The organism is Paenibacillus sp. UASWS1643 (genome assembly GCF_008693195.1).
Lineage (GTDB): Bacteria > Bacillota > Bacilli > Paenibacillales > Paenibacillaceae > Paenibacillus > Paenibacillus amylolyticus_B.
In genome coordinates this window covers 103,732-123,233 of the sequence record NZ_VXKZ01000099.1, presented here as the reverse complement: position 1 = coordinate 123,233, position 19,502 = coordinate 103,732, and the positions used below count along the sequence as shown (strand labels likewise).

Here is a 19,502-nt window from a genome sequence, read left to right as displayed (position 1 = left end):
GCGATGATAAATTCAAACATAGTATATTAATAAGAAAAATTAAGATAACAATTAGGGATTTCTTCTCACCATGGACCTGCAAAAATACTTCACCACCATTTAGTACTACTTACATATTCTGAATTTGTAGTACATTTTCACTTTTTTCATTAAAGATATATGCCCCACTTTTCCCTACTAAAACGGATGTGATCCAAAATCTCTTCTTCACATCTTTTTTTATCAAATCTCTCGAACTTTCCGGAATAGTAACTAACCCGTTCTTAGAGGTGTGCTTAAGATCCAATCGATTAAATTGTAAAAAACCACTATATAGGCCGCCATTGAAGGTGATTAAGTTGGATTTATCAATTTTGGATGTAAAAGATATATCTGCAAAAGCCATATAATTACCTTTGAATAGATGTGTTTCTGGACCAATAAATAATGGTGCATAGATACCTTTTACTTTACCTTGGGTAACATCCACGACGATATATCTATGGAGTGTAACTACACCAGATTTATTGGATAAATTAATTTCTTCTTTTGATATATCACTTACTTTAACTGAATTCTTCGTATACCTATAATCACTAATCGTCGTTAGATTCGTCCCTGTCGTGCCGACCTCTCTCATCTCATTCAGATCACTATACTTCCCGGCATCTGTGCCCTCCACGTCCATATAACGCAGTAAAATGGCCGATACTTCTGCACGAGTGGTGGAATCCGCGGGTTTTAATGTGCCATCCTGGAATCCACCGACAATGCCTGTCCCACGGACAAGGGCAAGATACGGAGTCTGCTCGGCACGAATGGTGCCGCGGTTCACTTCCGGTGTGGGAAGCAGCGTATTTTTGGTATCGTTAAAAGCATCCTGGAAGCTGGCTCCGGACTTGATCAGTCCATTTGCAATCCATTTCATCATCTCGTAACGCGTTAGCTCCGCATTTGGATTGAACCCTTTGGCGTAATCGCCAGCGTTAATGAATCCTTGTCCTACAAGCTGGCTAACCGCCGCTTCAGACCAATGTCCCTTGAGATCGGAAAACGGGTTTTGCCCCTCTACCTTCTCCGGTCCAGTCGCACGTGCAAGTATGGTCGCATATTCCCCACGCGTGATTTTGCCATTAGGACGAAACGTTCCATCCTGGTATCCAGAGATCAAGTTTTTTTCATACGCTTTGGCAATTGTTGCTTGAGCCCAGTGGCCCTTGATATCTTTGAACTTGCTAAGGGCAGTGTCACTTATTCCCGATGCAGCATTCGCTGTTGACGTTAAATGTACGGGGTCAACGGGTAATAGTGTTGCTGCCAATAATGCTGTTGTCACCAACCCGACGATCCAACCGTTCCGTTTTTTCTTCTTCTCATGTCCTTCAATCTGCTTCTTCAATCTACTCACGCTCCTATGTACCTTAGTATGGGGATGCTTTACTTGGTCAACCTAGTCACTTCTCTTCATAACCAAAACCTAAATTTGCCATAATAATCAATATTCTACCATGTTGTACTAGGCTATTGGTATTATTTTTCGTCCATCCCCATCACTTCAAGGCGTGCAACTCTCCTTCCATAGACCCACTTCATTCGCCTAAAACACAAAAAAAGGCCATGAATCCGCAGATTCATAGCCTTATGCTTTAAGGGTGTGGTCTTTCTTATGATATTGGAAAATGAACTCACTCATAGGATAAACCATATCATTCCATTTGATCAACCTTTTTTTATTTCAGCCAGCTTTATTTCCCGTTTAATTCCTGGTAGGATGCTTCCAGTTCCGTGATCAATTGATCACCACCGGCTTTTCTCCAGCTTGCGATTTCCTGCTCCCAACCTGCATCATCGATTTTACCCATAATGTACTTGGTCTGTGCATCCCAGATCATCTGATCCAGCTCCTGACCACGCTCGGTATAGATCGCAGAAGACAATGTGAGTGCCGGATTGGCAATGGCATACTGCTCATTCTCACGCGCCATCTTTGTACCTTTCATGCCAATCGGAACATCGACCAGTTCAGGTACATTATAACCTTCAATGCTTAACAAATTATCCCGATATGGCTTCACTTCACGCTGATAAGCGTCAAAATCCTTAAGTTCGGTTTTGCCATCCGCAGTCTTGGTGTAGTGCACATCGAGCAATCCACGTAGCTGCAACGTGCTCAATTCCTCATCCATCAACTGATCCAGGAACGTAAGAACCTGCTTCAATTGCTCTTCGTCCGTAACGGATGCCTTCGGGATAACAAGCATTCCGTAGTTTCCTGGCTCCCCGGCGATACGAATGCCGTCGGTTCCCTGGAACGGAGCCACATCAATCTCTCCATCCGGAGCATTAGGAGCAAGACGTTGCTGAGAGGACTTTCCGTTCTGGGCCACACCGTTCAGCTTCATGCCAACCAGGCCGGAATCCATTTTTTTGTCCGCATCAGAAGGGTCCAGGGCAGGGAAATCACTATTAATCAGTCCCTCGTTGAACAGTCGCTTGAAGAGTTTCATTGTGTCCACATATTGAGTGGTCAAGAACTCCGGGGTCAGTTTCCCAGCATCATCCACACCCCATTTGTTGACACCGCCAATACTTACAGCAATCCGCGTCAGTGGGGAAGAGACACCCTCATTATACTTTTTGAAAAGCAGTGCACCGTACGTATCTTCCTTACCATTCCCGTCAGGGTCATCCTTGCGAATGGAGCGCATCACTTCATACCAGTCATCCAGCGTTTTTGGTATATCCAGCTTCAATGTATCAAACCAGTCCTTGCGATATACGATCGCAGTCCGTCCAATATCCCGGAAGTTCGGAATACCGTAGACTTTGCCTTCAATTTTGATATTGTTAAAATAAGCTTCGGATTGAGCAGAAAGATTCTTATAATCCTTCAAGTATGGCCCCAGTTCCCAGAACAGTCCCGTTTTGGCGGCATTAAATGTTGTCGGTACATAATTCACACGCATAATGGTAGGCATCTCTCCTGAAGCAACCATAACATTCACTTTATCATCAAAAGCAGACTGCGGAATCCACTGTACATTGACATCCGTATTGGTATATTCCTCAATCTTCTGTTCAATCCCATTCTCCTTGGCCGGTATATCACCTACCTGCATTAAAGAGATGGAAATGGGAAGTTTACCTTCCCCTGCAGCAGGCGCTTTTTCTCCCCCGCAACCTGCAAGCAATCCAGCGGACATTGCACCAATTACAACGATTCCGCCTAAACGGGACATTGGACCTTTTGGACTCATGAACCATCTCTCCTTTTGGATAGCCAAATTGTTCAGCAATCTTGCCTCATTTCACTCCAACCAACCATGTATGCGCTATCATAAATGATCTAAAGAAAAGAACCAGCACTACGCCAGTTCAATCTCCACTCCTGCCAAAATGAACGGAGCGACCGATTTCGGATCATTGATCCGAATGGACTCGGTCACATAATACTCGTAGGACCCGTCACGATACGGGCTTCCTCCAAGACCGGCTCCGCCGTTACACTGCGTCAAGGACAGCACGCCTTCACGATCCGTTTGCAGCAGATGCTGTAGCAGACCCTGATACCCTTTTTCCGCAACCACTTTGAACTTGCCACTCAGATATCCTTTACGCACACCTTTGGCCAATGCATAGACAAACATTGAGGTGCCGGAAGCCTCCAGATAGTTCCGCTCTCGTCCCGGCTGATCCAGCAGATGTGGCCATAGTCCGGTCTGTTGATCCTGCACATGCACTAAGGCGTTTGCAACCCGTTCGAAGATACCCACGATCTGCCCGCGCTGCGGATGATCTACCGGCAGATGATCCAATGTATCCACAACCGCCATCACATACCAGCCCATCGCACGACTCCAGACATGTGGAGAACATCCCGTCTCCCCCGAACTCCAACGCTGCTCTTTGCTCTCATCCCAGGCATGGTACAAAAGACCACTACGCGGATCACGTGTACGTTGCTCCACCAGCAAGAGCTGTAGAGCCGCCTTATCGAACCACTTCTCTTCACCCGTCACCGCGCCATACTGGGTCAGATACGGAGTAGCCATGTACAATCCATCCAGCCACATCTGGAAAGGGTAAATCTTTTTGTGCCAGAACCCGCCTTCACTCGTATGTGGCTGTCCCTTAAGCTGAGTCATCAGCAACTCCGCAGCTTTTTGATACTTTTCTTCACCCGTTTTCTCATGCAGCAGGAACAGTGATTTTCCCTGATTGATCTGATCCAGGTTATATTCCTCAACCATATAGGAACGAATCGAGCCATCTTCCTGAACAAAATGATCCATTAGCTCACGGATGTAGTCAAAATACTTTTGCTCCCCGGTGTGCGTGTACAGCTCCTCCAGTGCTTTCAGCAAGCAGCCGTTTTCATAATGCCACGTGGAGTACAGCTCATGGTTTCGATAACTTTCCATGAATTGCTGTGCCATGCGCACGGATGTGAATTGCATTGTTTCCTTCATGATCAAACCTCCGCTTCTGGCTCTTTATTGAGCCTGTTTTTTGTAATCTTCGGCATATTCCTCACGAATCTTGTTTCCACCCGCATTGCCCCAATTCTCGATTTCCTTTTCCCAGCCACTTCGATCGATCTTGCCCATGATGTATTTGGTCTGCGCATCGGCAATCACCTGATCCAGATCCGCACCACGGTCACCATACGTTGGAGAATATAACGTCAGCGCAGGGTTTGGCACAGCGTGCTCCGCAAGTTCCTTGGCAAGTGCCGTACCTTTTTCACCCAGTTCGGTATCCTTCAATTTCGGTACGTTGTATCCTTCGACATAAGGAAGGTTGTCACGGTAAGGCTTCACTTCACGCTGGAATGCATCGAAGTCACTCATCTCCACCTGATCTTCGCCCACTTTGGTGTAATGTTTGTCTTCCATACCACGCATCAACAGGGTCGCCATCTCAGGGTCCATCAGTTTATCCAGGAAGGAGAGAAGGTTTTTGAGTTCTTCTTCAGATTTCACCGTTGATTTAGGAAATGCCAGAATTCCTGAATTACCCGTCTGTCCTGCAACACGATCTCCGTTCGGTCCAAGCAAACCAGCGATGTCTACCACACCATCCGGATTGTTTTTGGACAGACGCTCTTGCTGACTTTTTCCGTTCTGGGCGACACCAACACGGATACCCACAACACCGGAATCATACTTTTTCTCCGCTTCCGTAGAGTCGAATACGGCAAAGTCCTGGTTCAGCAGTTTCTCGTCATACAAACGTTTCAGCAGATCCAGTACCTGCATATATTCCGGTGTCATGAATTCTGGCGTGAAGCTGCCATCCTCCTCGACCTTCCACTTGTTAGGTGCACCAAAACTTACGCCAAGGCGCGTCGTGAAGGAATATTGGTCCTCATTATATTTTTTGAAAAGCATCAGTCCAAACGTATTATCCTGACCATCTCCATCCGGATCGGAGGTTGCCAGTGTTTTAATCGTCTCATACCATTCATCCGGTGTGGTTGGCACCTTAAGATTCAGCTTCTCGAACCAGTCCTTGCGATAGATCACTGTAGCCCGCGCAATATCCGAGAATACAGGAACCCCATAGATTTTGCCTTCTACCTTGATGTTGTCAAAAAAACGCTCATTCTGTGCCGACAGATTTTTGTAGTCTTTCAGCAATGGGCCCACTTCCCAGAACACGTCATTACGCATCGCGCTGGTCACCGTTGGGTTATATTGCACCTTCACAATTTTCGGCATATCACTTGAAGCGATCATCACGTTAATTTTGTCATTGTAGGCCGAAGCCGGAATCCACTGGATATCCAGTTTGGTATTGGTATACGCTTCAATCTTTTGTTGAACTTCATTGCCTTTGCTTGGCACATCACCCACCTGCGCAATGGCTATGGACACATTTTGTACGCCACCCTCGGCAGCCTGACCTTCGTCTGATCCGCATCCTGCCAGCAAACCTGTCACCAGTGCCAGTGTGCTTAAGACAGCTACGGCTTTCTTTTTTGTTGCTTTCATAACATGAAAACCTCCCTTTTTTTATGCAGTCGTAGTGAACTGACTTTGAACCATGTGACGACTCAACCTTTCACCGAACCCAGCATCACTCCTTTTGCAAAGTGCTTTTGCAGGAATGGGTATACCAGCATAATCGGGATTGTGGAGAATACGATAACCGCCATGCGAATGGTAAGCGGCTGGATCTCGGTCTCTTCGATACTTGTGTCTCCGATTCGGCTCTGTGCCAGAATGACAATCTCACGCAGCCAGACTTGGACAGGCCACTTCTCACTATCGTTGATATAGATAACAGCGCTGAAAAAACTGTTCCAGTGGGCCACCGCGTAAAAGAGTGAAAATGTCGCCATCGCTGGCATGGACAAAGGCAGGACAATCCGGAACAATACGCCGACATCGTTACATCCATCAATTTTGGCTGCATCCTCCAGTTCATCGGGAATGGCCTGGAAGAAGTTTTTCAGTACAATCAAGTTAAATGCACTAATAGCAGTAGGTAACATCAGCGACCATAACGTATCCGTCAGGTGCAAAGATTTCACGACAAAGTATGTTGGAATCATCCCGCCACTGAAGAGCATCGTGAACAATACACCGAGCAAAATGGGCTGGCGTCCACGCAAATATCTTCTGGAGAGCGGATACGCCATAAGTGACGTAAACAGCAGGTTAATGAAGGTTCCGATCACGGTAATATAGACCGATACACCCAGACTGCGAATCAAGGTATCTGTAGAGAAAATGTAACGGTACGCAGCCAGAGAGAACTCTTTTGGAAAAAGAATGAATCCTCCCTTAGCCACTTCATGTGGACTGGTAAACGAGACAGCCAAAATATAAATGAACGGGATGACCGTCACGATACCAATCAACAGCAGCAAGCCGTGATTGAGAAAATCAAAGATCCGGTTGCCCCACGTTTTATCCTGTTGCATTTTAATGTTCACTCCTGTCTGGTGAAGAACGTCTGCTCCCGAGGGTTAGTAGACGCCTTCCTCCCCGAATTTTTTGGCCAGCGTATTGGCACCAAGAACAAGCGCCAGCCCAACGACCGATTTGAACAACCCGACAGCCGCACTATAACTGTACTGTGCCTGGGTAAGACCCTTCGTGTACACGTAGGTATCAAATACCTCGCCCACATCCCGGTTTGTCGGAGTCAGCATCAGGAAGATCTGTTCAAAGCCTGTATCCAGGAAATTGCCCAGACGCAGAATGAGCAAAATGACGATTGTACTGCGAATGGCCGGCAACGTAATGTGCCAGGTTTGGCGCCACCGATTGGCGCCATCAATCCGGGCAGCCTCATAGAGCTGTGTATCAACACCGGATAGTGCTGCCAGGAAGATAATTGTGCCCCAACCGACTTCTTTCCAGATGGATTGTCCGACAATCATCGTACGGAACCAACCTGGTTCAAGCAGGAACGCCACTTTTTGTCCAGTCAGGTTATAGAGTAATTCATTAATCGCACCACCCTCGGTTGTGAACAGCATGTAGAACACACCGACAACAACAACCCAGGAAACAAAGTGTGGAACATAGACAAGCGTTTGTACAAATCGTTTGAACCGTTCACGGCGGACCTCATTCATCATAAGTGCCAGTACAATCGGCAGTGGGAAAAAGAACACAATGTTATAAATGGCAAGCAAAAACGTATTTCGAAACAATGTCCAGAACTGTGGTTCTCCAAAGAAACGCTGGAAATGTTTGAACCCTACCCAGTCACTTCCCAAGATGCCCTTGTAAGGCGTGTAATCCTGAAAAGCCATCGTGATGCCATACATGGGTATGTATTTGAAGATAACAAAGTAAAGCACACCCGGTATTAACATGATATAGAGCCACCGGTTTTTGATAATGTCCCTCCACAGCAGGTTTTTGTCACTGCGGGTAGCGGGCCGTGTTCGAGCCGCCGTTTCGGCTTTCATATTGTCTTCCTCCCCACATTGGAAGCGATTACAAAAGATCACTTCCTGAATTCATGTCTTCATTGTGGAGGATAAACGAATGACTGGCTATCATCTCGTTTTAGCCTTTTGTTTTTCCTTATGTAGCAAGGGTTTAGCTCATTCCCCCCATAGAATCTGACAATGCAATGAACTGCTTTCAACCTCCATATTCCTGTCTTAACTTCATGGATAAATGCGGTCTTCTCCCTGCATCTGGACATGAAAAAGCCTGCCTGCCATGGCAGGCAGAGCAGGTTTGTTTTATCGCTGCTGCTCCCGGTACTTGCCGGGGGTTGTTCCTGTGATTTTGCGAAACGTACGGATAAATGCGGTTGGATTGGTGTAGTTTAATTTCTCAGCAATCTCCGATATTTTAAGATTGGTTGTTTGCAGCCAGGTCTTCGCTTTTTCCATACGATACTCTGCGAGATACTCCGTAAAATTGACTCCCGCTTCCTTCTTGAATACCCGACTTAGGTAGACAGGGTGAAAATTAAGCTCAGCGGCACAGGCTTCCAGCGACAATTCACGATCATAACGTTCCTCGATCAAACGAATCATACGTCTCGCAATATTCATGTATTGGGATTCTTCCTGCTCTCGCCAGAAACGGATGACGGGCAGGAACAGCCGCTTGCGGAACCAATTGGTCATTTCGTCCAATGTGGACAACTTCAGCAAATGTGACATGGATGCTTTTTCACCCAGTACTTCGGCTACATCTCCGCCTTGCTCCTGCACAAGCTGATATACACGAGACAATAACTGAACCATAATGACGGGATATTCACTGAAATGAAGCTTCTTGTCTGCAAGCAGCCCCAAATATTGCTTAAAGTAGGTGTCCGTCTTCTCTTCATCTCCCTGCTTGAGCGCAGAAGCGAGCTGATCCTCGATCATACGTAACTGGGTATATAACGCGGCCTCCATCTGACCACGCGGCTGAATATCTTCGTAATGCAAAATAATACGGCTGCCCAGACTTACCCGGCCCTGCAGAGCCTCTCGGCTCTCTTGAACCGCTCTTGGCGTATCGCCGATACAAGCGTAGGAACGACTGATACCGATACTTACGGGCAGATTCAGATAAGTCACGACACGTTCGCGAATCCAGTCTGCCTGGGTATGCATCCATTCCTTCAGCTTCACCTCATCCGTGAGTTCGGAGGCAAGTACGGTGACCTGAGCATCATCCAGCATGACCGGGGTGAACCGAACTGCCGAAGGAAGGAGCTCACCTACCATATTGTTCACAGCAAACAGCAGCAGATCGCGATCCTGTTCCTCATATCGTGTCCCTTCCAACGTATCGATCTGGAGCATGAGTACACCAAGACTTGCCCATCCTGTCGGGAAATCGTACATTTCTCCCTGATATCTGAAATCTTCTTCCGAGATTTTGCCTGTCAGCAGTTTGGTCATAAAAAACTCCTGGAGGTGCACATGCTGCCCCTTCATCTGCTCACGCATCGTTTTCTCCGAGCTGAACAAGGTTGACAATTGCTCCTCAATATAGATAAATTCATCCTGTCGGCGTCCTGACGGAGCAACTGGGGAATCCAACCCCTTCGTAAATTGCAGCAGTCTGGAGATCGGTGAATACATCCGCCGACTGCCGTATATGGCGACCAATCCCGTTACACATAACATGACCAGTGTAGCAACACCGGTAACCAATGCAATTTTCTGTGACTGGGCCGTGATCTGTCCAAGAGATACAACGGACACGTATAACCAGCCATTGAGTGGAGATTGCCTATAGCTAACCGCCACTTGGTTACCTTCCACCTCTGCATTGAAGAAACCTTCTGGCTCCCCCGCCGTTTGCACCATTTCATGAATTTCCTTATTCAGCACGTCATATTTCTCGCCTTGCTGCATATCGTTCAGAAAATACTTCTGCTCCCGATCCAGAACGTACATATCTCCAGAATTCGTATTTCGGCTCAAAAACGTACTCAGTTCCGTATCGGCGATATCAATCACAAGAAATCCCTTTGGTTTCACATTGGTTGGTATCATCGGAATTTTGAATACCATACTGACCACATTATCCGATGATATAAGGGCAGGTGCCTGTTCGGGTGTCAGTTCACCCATGCCAGCTGAAACGGGTACACTTTCTTTGGCTGAACTGGCATTCTGAGTAACCCAGAACAGGCTGTTAGTGTAGGTCAGATAAGAACCAATCCGGTCCCGAATGCTGAAATCATCCAATTTGCCAAAAGAACGCATCGAAACAACCCAATCTTCGTCCAGATTAACCAGATAGGCTTGGTCAATGTTCGTAACCGCTTGCAAGTTGTTAAAGCCTGACGTCAGGTCACGAATCTCTTGAAATTCGCTGCTGTCCAGCGGTTTCTTCATCGCTTGAAGTACCAAGGGCGAATTGACATACTGGATGGATGATAATTGCAGGCTGCGCAGAACTTGTTCTACCCGCATTTGGGTCTGATGCAATATCTGAAGGTTGCTTTCACGTACTTTCTGTTCAATGTCACGTGATGCAATCGTATACGAGACCGAACCAATAACAATGACTGGAAGGGCTCCGAGGATCAGGGTAAAGCAGAGCAAACGCAGTAAATACTTAGGCAAGAAGAGCATCCTCCTTTATACGTATGTTTATTAAATTAAATCGCTTTCATTGGATTATTTTACTATTGTTATTTTAAAACCCATTCTTATTCAAGTCCACTCATTTATTCTAAAGGTTGACTTCAAACCAATTTCCAGTTTATATTGGTTGCATATTCCTCAATCAAAGGAGAGATTTTTAATGTCGGTGAATGTTCTTAACTAACCAAGTTTCATATTCAGGAGTTTGGCCTTTCATTGCGCTTGTGCCCATATGGCATACGTGTATTTCATGATGCGCCAGATCCCTGTACTTAGTTAAGAACAGCGGATATCATAAATCGCCTCCGGGATTGTAATTGTCCGGGTCTATTTCCGCGCTGAGTTCAGCGCGGATTTTTTATTATAGACCTGTAAGTGGACTTTGCTTTCCCATATGTTTAGGGCGGAGAATGACGTTTGTTCATTCTCCGCCCTTTTTGCGTTTTCCAGGAATATGTTTCGCATGCCAACTGCAATCCCAATTCAAATTCAAGGAGAGATTACGCATGAATGAGAACACATTAAACAGTCTGGGTTATCCACAAATTCAAAAAAACGTTGCAGACTGCGCCCTGTCTTATCTGGGCAAACGTTATGCCAGAGAACTGAAACCGATGGTAGATGCTCACCTGATCCAGATTCGCCTGGAAGAAACAGCAGAAGCTGCTGCATTGATTCGTTTTGGCGCCAGTATCCCCCTCCCTTCACTGGACGGAATGGAGACCATTATGGATCTGCTTGGCACCGGTTATCTATTCAGTGAGCGTGACTTCAGTCATCTCGCTCAGTTCCTGCGGAGCTGTGCACAGCTTATGAAATACATGGAGGGCAAATCCGGGGCCGCTCCCACCGTCAGTCGTTATGCAGCATCCATGATTCTGATCGAACCTTTGCTGAGTGAGATCGAGCGTTGCATCCATAGTGGACGCATTCAGGATCAAGCAAGCAAGGAGCTAACTCGTATTCGCAAAAAAATGACCGTGAATGAGGAACGTATGAAACGAAAGCTTGATTCTCTGGTGAGTAAACATCGTTCCATTATGCAGGAGCATGTCATCAGCCAACGTGGAGGAAGAACCGTTCTGCCCATTAAGAAAGAGTTCCGTAAACAGGTGAAAGGCAATGTACTGGATGAATCCGGGAGCGGGCAAACCGTATATATCGAACCTGTTGAATTAGTAAGTTTACAGATGGAATTGGCCGCTCTACAAGCGGAGGAGTCTAGAGAGGAGATGAGAATTCTCGGTGATTTAACCTCCCTGGCCGAATCGTATAACCGTGAAATCGCCCTGAACACCGAAACGGTAGGTGTATTGGACTTCCTCTTTGCCAAAGCCAAATATGCGGCCACCATGGATGGACGTACCGTTCGAGTCAATACTCAGGGCCACATCAGCCTTCAACGTGCACGTCATCCGTTCATGGGTTCTTCCATGGTTCCCCTTGATTTTGCAATCGGCAGAACGTACTCGTCGCTCATTATTACTGGCCCGAATACCGGAGGGAAAACAGTCGCACTCAAAACACTTGGTTTACTAACCCTGATGATGCAATCCGGTTTGCTTATTCCGGTAGAGGAAGGTGGCGAGATGGCTGTTTATACCGAGGTAGCGGTTGATATTGGTGACGGGCAGAGTTTGGAACAAGCGCTCAGTACATTCTCAGCACATATTCGCAATATGATTGGCATACTGGAACAGGCCAATACATCAACTCTGGTGCTCATTGATGAGATGGCCTCCGGCACAGATCCCGGTGAAGGTGTTGGACTATCTATCGCCATGCTGGAGGAGCTGCACAGCCGCGGAGCAACCGTTGTGGCGACAACGCATTTTGGTGAAATCAAACATTTTGCTGCGGCCACGCCAGGATTCGAAAATGCTCGTATGGAATTTGACACTGTTTCTCTCCAGCCGCTGTATCGATTGCGTATCGGAGAAGCTGGTGAGAGCTATGCTTATTCCATCGCATTAAAGCTGGGCATGCCACAGCGAATTATCGAGCGATCCAAGTCCCTGTCGGATCAAAGTATTTCGAGAGATCGTACATTGGTGTTCACGTCACCTCCTTTGGAAACTCCGACCATGACGCCTGATCGTTCCGTTACAGAATCAGACGACCCAGCAGAGTTGACCAGGCGGAATACGTCTAAGCAATCAAAGGATTCCGTCAGTCTCCACAAAAGGACAACAACCAGAGCGTCTGATTCTCCAGCTCCTCCCAAACCTTTTTGCAAAGGAGATCGGGTATATGCAGCCTATCTTAATCAGTCGGGCATCGTCTGTGATGTGGAGGATAGCCGTGGAAATATCGGGGTCATGTTACGTGGACGCAAAGTAAAAATCCATAAGAAACGCCTGACCCTGCATATATCTGCCAATGAGCTTTATCCGGGTGACGATTATGACTTGGACATTGTGCTGGAAACAAAGGAAAATCGAAAGAAACGTAAGTTGATGGGACGCAAACATGTGGAAGGCCTACAGATCGAATTACCGCCTGAAGAATAGTCGATGGGAGAAACAGCTGTGGTGAACTGGAAGTCATATATACAGAGTGAAATCCATAATCACCGGCACATTTCTGTTATACTGGGACCAGTATGTTTAACTTCAGCTCGTAGCTATTCCACAGGGAGGGAAGAACTGTATGTCTGCAGAACAAGACGATCAAGAGCACAACCATATCGATGTTCTTGTCTGCCCATTATGCGGGGAAGCTAATCGCTGTTCCTATGCCGCAGGACATCCTCATTCGGAATGCTGGTGTAACCGGGCTACTTTCCCCGAAGGTATATTTGACCGCATTCCGCCAGAGCAGCGCCGAAAATCGTGCATATGTCAACGCTGTTTGGATGACTATGCCGATAAACTCCAACCAAAAGAAGAGCCACACAGTTAACAACTGTATGGCTCTTCTTCTATTATGCCTCATCTATAATGTTAGCTGGCTACCACTGTTCTTACATTTGGTTATACTGGGCAACAGCCTGTTCAAGCACCGGATGATGCTCATCCATGGACGTATACTGGTGGAGGGTTGCTGTAATTCCCTTCTCGCGGATCATGTTCTGCAGTTCAACTGCTTCCGGATCATCGGAGACATCGAACTTGCAGGCTGCTGCCATACCCATAGCCAGATAGGTCGTTTCAGTTCCATCCTTATAGGCCTGAAGGGCCGGGCGAACCAGACGATCATTCGGAGACAACTTGCGCAGCGGGGAACGACCAACACGAGTAACCTCATCGGTAAGATACGGGTTGACAAACCGTCCCAATATTTTGACAATATACTGCTCATGCTCGTCAGGATTAAATCCAAAGCGCTTCACCAGAACTTTTCCAGTTTCCTGCAAAGCACCGTAGACAATCGATTTCACCTTCTCGTCGGCAATAGCCGTCTGAATCGTGTCATACCCGTGCACATTACCGATATATGCTGCAACGCAGTGTCCTGTATTAACCGTGAACAGCTTCCGTTCAATATACGGCTCCAGATCATCGACATATACAATGCCCTCAACCGGTTTGAATGCAGGAGCCATCTGGGAACGATCCACCACCCACTCGTAAAAAGGCTCCACCTGTACATGCAACGGGTCTTCATGATGCTGAATAGGCACAATCCGGTCTACGGCCGAGTCTGGAAAATAGACATACTGATCTGCAAGGGAACGTACCTTTTCATCAAGCAGAGCATATACATGCTCTTTCAATTGTGTACTGGCTCCAATGGCGTTCTCGCAAGCGATAATGTGAAGCGGGTTTTGAGCAGGACCGGAATTCAGTCTTTTCTCAAGTCCCTTTGCAATCCCTGGGGCAATATGTTTCAGCACACCCACACCCACTGCGGTTGTAATCAGATCAGCTTCCACAACGGTTTGGGCTACCGTCTCCAGTTGGGTTCCATCGATTGCATTTACGCCTGTGACGGTCTCCTGATCCTTGCTCTCGTTAGCCAGTTCCACCGTATATTGCCCCCGTTGCTGAAGAGCGGTTACCAGGGTCTGATTCACGTCGGAGAAAACCACCTCATACCCTGCGCGGGACAGAATCAAGCCGATAAATCCGCGACCAATGTTACCTGCGCCAAAGTGTAGGGCCTTCATAGCTCCATTTCACTTTCCAGAATAGCGATTACTTCTTCGGCTGTTTTCGCCAGACGCAGGGCCTCCATATTCTCATCCTCAGCACAGATCACCGCAATGCTAGTCAAGATCTCCATATGTTCCCCGCCTTGAGCTGCGATACCAATGACCATATAAGCCTTTTCTTCGCCAAAATCAACACCCTGTGGATACTGAATGACAGAGATACCTGTGGATAAAATGAAAGCTTTGGATTCCTTCGTACCGTGCGGGATCGCAAGTCCGTTCCCTACATAGGTCGAGACAATCTCTTCTCGTTCAATCATCTTCTCAATGTAATCAGCGGTAATATGTCCCGCATCCTTCAGAATCTGCCCTGCCATACGAATCGCTTCGTATTTGTCCTGAGCCGTCGCATTCATGATGACTTTATCTGTTGTTAACATACTCATAATGGTTGACCTCCAATTTCGGTTTTACTGCGATAAAATCCAACAAGTTCCTGGGACAGGTAATGAATGAGTTCATCCCTGATTCCCTTTTCCAGTAATGTAATCATTTCTTCCTGTAATAACAGTGCGCTGATCTCACTGAGAACCTCCAGGCTTTCCTTGGATAATTCTCTGGGACCGAGCATCAAGAGGACATGGGTAACTCCTGCCGGATCATCCGGCGTACGAAGGAGTGGCTCAGTGAGCTGAAACAAGCTGATGGACGGCCTGTAGATCCCCTCACTGCGTGTATGAAACAGCGCAAGTCTTGTACCGGGAATCTTCTGACTCCCCACTGCCTCACGTGCCTCCAACCGTTTCGCGACCTCCTCCGGTTCCTTCAACACACCAGATCCATGGAGTACATTACACATCGCGTATACGGTCTTATAGAATCCGATATCCTGATTATCCAGCGGATACACCTGAAACTTGCCAATGATTCGGACGATTTCAACTAAAATAGCTTCCATTCCATCAGGGTCCGAGTAACGACTTGTCGTCTGAACCTCTGTTTCATGCGGCTTGTTATGCTGTCGTTGTAACGTTGTTGTCCGGATAAAATGACGCAGACGTTCACTCTCTTCTGCCGTAAGCAGTGGACTCACTTTGTAATACTGGTGCTCCTCCATCGGCAGATCGACAGTGGATAAGACCAGATCATATTGATCTGTAGGTATCCGGGCAGCTTCATACCAGGACACACTATCCATGATCCGAATCTCGGGAATCTCCTTGGACAATCGGCTGGAAAGCATGCGTGATGATCCAATTCCGCTTGTACACACGATGATCGCCCGGATCTCCCGTTTCAATGCACGTAACCTCTCGATGGAAGCCCCAAAATGCATGACCAGGAAACCAATTTCCTCATCCGGAACGTCTGTACCTGGCCAAGCTTGATGCACGGATTGTTTGACCTCTTCGAAGAGGGAGTCATAATCCTTGCGAATCTGCTGCAGTAACGGATTACGAATCATCTGTTGCCCTTCAATTCGCTCCATAACAGGTTGCATATGACCAAGCAGACCTTCACGAAGCAAACGATCCTCATGAAAGACATAATGCGTTCTAGCTTGCATCTGATCAATCAGAGAATGTACCCTGTCCAGTAAAATCAAGTCGTCTATTGGCAACAGCCTCGAAGAGTGAATTCGCTGCTCTGTCTCAAGTAATAGTCTATGAAAATAAGCTTGTTCATCTTGGGAGAATGTCAGCCCCAGCTGGGTGGATAACACACCACACAAGCGGGAAGCCATATAAGGTGGAACCTTCATCTCATCCTGCTCTGCGACTTCATCTCCCTTGTTCTCCAGGGGAGGTATGCGGCCAATGCCAATGCCTTTACGAATACGTACTACCGCGACGGATAATTGAATCAGCAGCTTCATGTATTGCCGTTCCGGGATGTTCTCCAGCCATTCGATGTCTGGTTGCCATAACGCATTTTCGATCGTAAGCACATCACCATGTCCGATCATATCCAGCAATTTTTGGTTTACGATGGAGCCGCCTTGTTCAGGTTGTCTTCCGAACAGGTCGGACTCATCCAGAAATTCCAGAGCAAGTGCAGCTATGGCTGTGCGATGAATCGTCTCACTCCCGTTAATCTTGACGCCATATCCACGTCTACGAACCAGCTTTAGTCCCGCCTGACGAATCCGTGACTCCAGATCGTCCAGATCAGTGGTTACGGTGGATACGGTCACTTTAAGATCCGAAGCCAAGGCGAGTAACTTTACAGGCTCTGGTTCATCCAGCAGGATGCAAAGCATGAAGAGCTTACGCTCTTCTGGCGTAAACTCTACATATTCTTTACCCTCTAGTTGCTGGCGCAATACAGCCAGATCATCGGAACTGGCATCGATTCGAATACCGGTTCCCGATTTTTTTTCCAGCCTCATGCCCAAAGGTTCAAGCCATTGTTCAATCATTTGCAGCTCCCGGTGAACTGTTCGGGTACTGACCTTTACTTCAACGGCGATTTCGCCGGCAGTGACTTCATGTGGATGCTCCAGCAGAAACTCCACGATTTCACGTTGTCTTTTGGTAATACTCATATCTCAGCCTCCGGCTCAGGGAAAACGAATGCGTGCAATTACTTTAGACGTTCAACGAGCGCATCGTATTCCGGGCTTTTTAGGAAGTTGTCGATGGATATATGTTCTGCGTTCGGAGCAACAGAGCGGGCACGATCGGTTAATATTTGTTGTGTGATGACCACATCTGCATCCGGCGGGATATCACTGATAGCCGTATTGGTTACCGTAACGTCAATCCCCTCTGCCTTCATCTTCTTGCGTAGAATGGAAGCGCCCATGGCACTCGAACCCATGCCTGCATCACAGGAGAAGACAATTTTCTTCACGTCTGTTTTGACTGTAGAAGAAGCCATATCTGCGGCTCTGTCTGCTTCACGCTGATTAGCCGTAATGCCAGCGTTTGGCACGGTTCCTTGACTCTTCATGTCTTTCATCCGACTGGATGCGGACTCCAGATCTTCGTCCTTTTGTTTACCTGTTTTCAGCAACACTGCTGCAACCAGGAAGGAAACGACTGCTGCTACAAGCACCCCTGCAAGCATCGGCAGGTATCCACCTTTTGGTGTTAAGAGGAAATACGCGATAATACTACCCGGTGATGGTGCTGAAACAAGTCCTGCTCCAGTGAGCATGAATGTTAATGTACCTGCGACGCCACCCGCAATTGCGGCAAGAATCAGAATCAGTCTCATCAGAATGTAAGGGAAGTAGATCTCATGAATTCCCCCGAAGAAATGAATGATAACGGCACCCGGCGCAGAAGATTTGGCCATTCCGCGTCCGAAGAAACAGTAAGCAAGCAAGATACCAAGTCCCGGACCCGGGTTCGATTCAAGCATGTATAGAACAGATTGTCCTAATTCTCTTGCCTGATCGGTTGCAATCGGGGTCAGAATACCGTGGTTGATTGCATTGTTCAGGAACAATACTTTACCTGGTTCGATAATCAGGTTGACCAGCGGTAGCAAGCCCAGATTCATCAGACCTTGCACCCCGGCAGACAATACTTTGCTAATTGCTTCTACAGCTGGCCCAATACCCAGTAGAGCAAAAATCCCCAAGATCCCGCCAATAATACCGGCTGAGAAGTTATTAACCAACATTTCGAATCCGGCTCTAACTTTACCTTCAATGGATTTATCGAACTTTTTGATGATCCATGCTGCCAGTGGTCCGGCAATCATGGCACCGAGGAACATCGGAATATCACTACCCACGATGACCCCAATGGTCATAATGGCACCCACGACACCACCACGCTGACCATGCACCATCGTACCCCCGGTGTAACCAATCAACAGTGGCAGCAAATATTTGATCATCGGATCGACTAGCTGTTCAAGTGTCTCATTAGGGAACCAGCCTGTTTTAATAAACATAGCCGTAATTAATCCCCAGGCGATAAATGCACCCATATTCGGCATGACCATACCGCTCAGGAATCGGCCAAAACGCTGCACACCTACCCGTAGCCCACCTTTGGAATTGGACGATTGGTCCAAATTACTCATTGTATTATCCTCCTCGGATCAAGTGATTATGATTTATGAAAGGGGTATCATTTCTCCCCTGCTGTAATCCTAAGCGAGAATGCTCTCCTGTTCAATGAAATGAAAGCGTACTTTCGTCATGAACAATGATGACAACATTAGGTTATGTAATCGTTTCAATCGATGCATAATGGCTGAACTCATTGGTACACAAGGCTTTTCCTGCCTATGACTTTTGTCATTTCCAGAATCATTTTCTAACCTATAGCTTGGTCCAATCAGGTGATTTACATCCCCAATCTGCCTCGATCCCTATTCAAAACCATTCCTGGAAAGCACAAAAAACCTGTGCAAGCATCCGGCTCACACAGGTCGAAACAATATGAAGCTTATTTCATTTTGTTATAAAATATATGTTAATAAGTACAAGTTCGTTGTTGATACTAGTTTTCCGTATGCTTACGATACGCATCTGCATTCATCAATGTAGACAATGCTGCTGTCAGATCTCCTTCAACACGAATCTCAATCATCCAGCCTTCCTCGTAAGGAGAGCTGTTCACAAGTTCAGGTGAGTCCTGCAACGAATCATTGACTGCAATAATTGAACCTGTGACGGGAGAGAACAAGTCCGAAACCGTTTTGACCGATTCGATCGTTCCAATGCTGTCCTCTGCTTTTACATTGGTTTCAAGGTCAGGCAATTCCACAAACACAATGTCACCCAGCTGATGCTGCGCGAACTCGGTAATGCCAATACGTACAGTATCCTCCCCTACGGTTTGAACCCATTCGTGCTCTTCACTGTACAGGAAATCACTTTTCAATTCGCTCATCGATATCCGC

The 19,502-nt window shown here is 47.0% G+C and carries 14 protein-coding genes; 2 read left to right on the top strand and 12 right to left on the bottom strand.

All coding sequences use genetic code 11. From position 1 onward, the window contains the following. Nucleotides 1–109: 109 nt before the first annotated feature. The 7 genes from FE296_RS07545 to FE296_RS07515 form a co-directional block, all read right to left on the bottom strand. Complete coding sequence (locus tag FE296_RS07545; protein WP_150364629.1) at nt 110–1,378, bottom strand: S-layer homology domain-containing protein; 1,269 nt, start codon at nt 1,376–1,378, stop codon at nt 110–112. Nucleotides 1,379–1,724: 346 nt separating this feature from the next. Beyond that, entirely contained in the window at nt 1,725–3,236 is a 1,512-nt protein-coding gene (locus FE296_RS07540; protein WP_150364628.1) for an extracellular solute-binding protein, read from the bottom strand. A gap of 108 nt (nt 3,237–3,344) precedes the next feature. Next, nucleotides 3,345–4,448, bottom strand: a complete 1,104-nt coding sequence (locus tag FE296_RS07535) for a glycoside hydrolase family 88/105 protein (protein ID WP_150364627.1) — start codon at nt 4,446–4,448, stop codon at nt 3,345–3,347. Between the two features lie 24 nt (nt 4,449–4,472). Then, on the bottom strand, nt 4,473–5,972 hold the full coding sequence (locus FE296_RS07530) for an extracellular solute-binding protein (protein WP_124115653.1): 1,500 nt from the start codon (nt 5,970–5,972) through the stop codon (nt 4,473–4,475). 62 nt (nt 5,973–6,034) lie between these two features. After that, nucleotides 6,035–6,907, bottom strand: coding sequence for a carbohydrate ABC transporter permease (locus FE296_RS07525; protein WP_124115652.1), 873 nt, complete (start codon nt 6,905–6,907; stop codon nt 6,035–6,037). Between the two features lie 45 nt (nt 6,908–6,952). Continuing rightward, entirely contained in the window at nt 6,953–7,906 is a 954-nt protein-coding gene (locus tag FE296_RS07520) for an ABC transporter permease (protein WP_017686861.1), read from the bottom strand. Between the two features lie 282 nt (nt 7,907–8,188). Then, nucleotides 8,189–10,525 carry an AraC family transcriptional regulator gene (locus FE296_RS07515; protein ID WP_190945075.1) on the bottom strand — a complete coding sequence of 779 codons (2,337 nt, stop codon included), beginning with the start codon at nt 10,523–10,525 and terminating at the stop codon, nt 8,189–8,191. Nucleotides 10,526–11,052: 527 nt separating this feature from the next. Between FE296_RS07515 and FE296_RS07510 the strand changes: the two genes are divergently transcribed. Next, nucleotides 11,053–13,056, top strand: coding sequence for an endonuclease MutS2 (locus FE296_RS07510; RefSeq protein WP_150364625.1), 2,004 nt, complete (start codon nt 11,053–11,055; stop codon nt 13,054–13,056). Between the two features lie 139 nt (nt 13,057–13,195). Then, the gene (locus FE296_RS07505; protein ID WP_150364624.1) at nt 13,196–13,447 is read left to right on the top strand and encodes a cysteine-rich CWC family protein; all 252 of its coding nucleotides are present in this window, start codon (nt 13,196–13,198) and stop codon (nt 13,445–13,447) included. Nucleotides 13,448–13,508: 61 nt separating this feature from the next. Here FE296_RS07505 and FE296_RS07500 read toward each other — a convergent pair whose 3' ends face one another. The 5 genes from FE296_RS07500 to gcvH form a co-directional block, all read right to left on the bottom strand. Next, entirely contained in the window at nt 13,509–14,654 is a 1,146-nt protein-coding gene (locus tag FE296_RS07500) for a mannitol-1-phosphate 5-dehydrogenase (protein ID WP_150364623.1), read from the bottom strand. Further along, entirely contained in the window at nt 14,651–15,085 is a 435-nt protein-coding gene (locus tag FE296_RS07495; protein ID WP_017686856.1) for a PTS mannitol transporter subunit IIA, read from the bottom strand. Before FE296_RS07495 ends, FE296_RS07500 begins: the two co-directional genes overlap by 4 nt. Continuing rightward, nucleotides 15,082–17,184 (bottom strand): BglG family transcription antiterminator, encoded by a 2,103-nt coding sequence (locus FE296_RS07490; protein WP_124115646.1) that lies wholly within the window; start codon nt 17,182–17,184, stop codon nt 15,082–15,084. Before FE296_RS07490 ends, FE296_RS07495 begins: the two co-directional genes overlap by 4 nt. Nucleotides 17,185–17,222: 38 nt before the next feature. After that, complete coding sequence (locus FE296_RS07485; protein ID WP_150364622.1) at nt 17,223–18,677, bottom strand: PTS mannitol transporter subunit IIBC; 1,455 nt, start codon at nt 18,675–18,677, stop codon at nt 17,223–17,225. Nucleotides 18,678–19,099: 422 nt separating this feature from the next. Continuing rightward, on the bottom strand, nt 19,100–19,492 hold the full coding sequence (gcvH, locus tag FE296_RS07480; RefSeq protein WP_124115644.1) for a glycine cleavage system protein GcvH: 393 nt from the start codon (nt 19,490–19,492) through the stop codon (nt 19,100–19,102). Nucleotides 19,493–19,502: the final 10 nt, after the last annotated feature.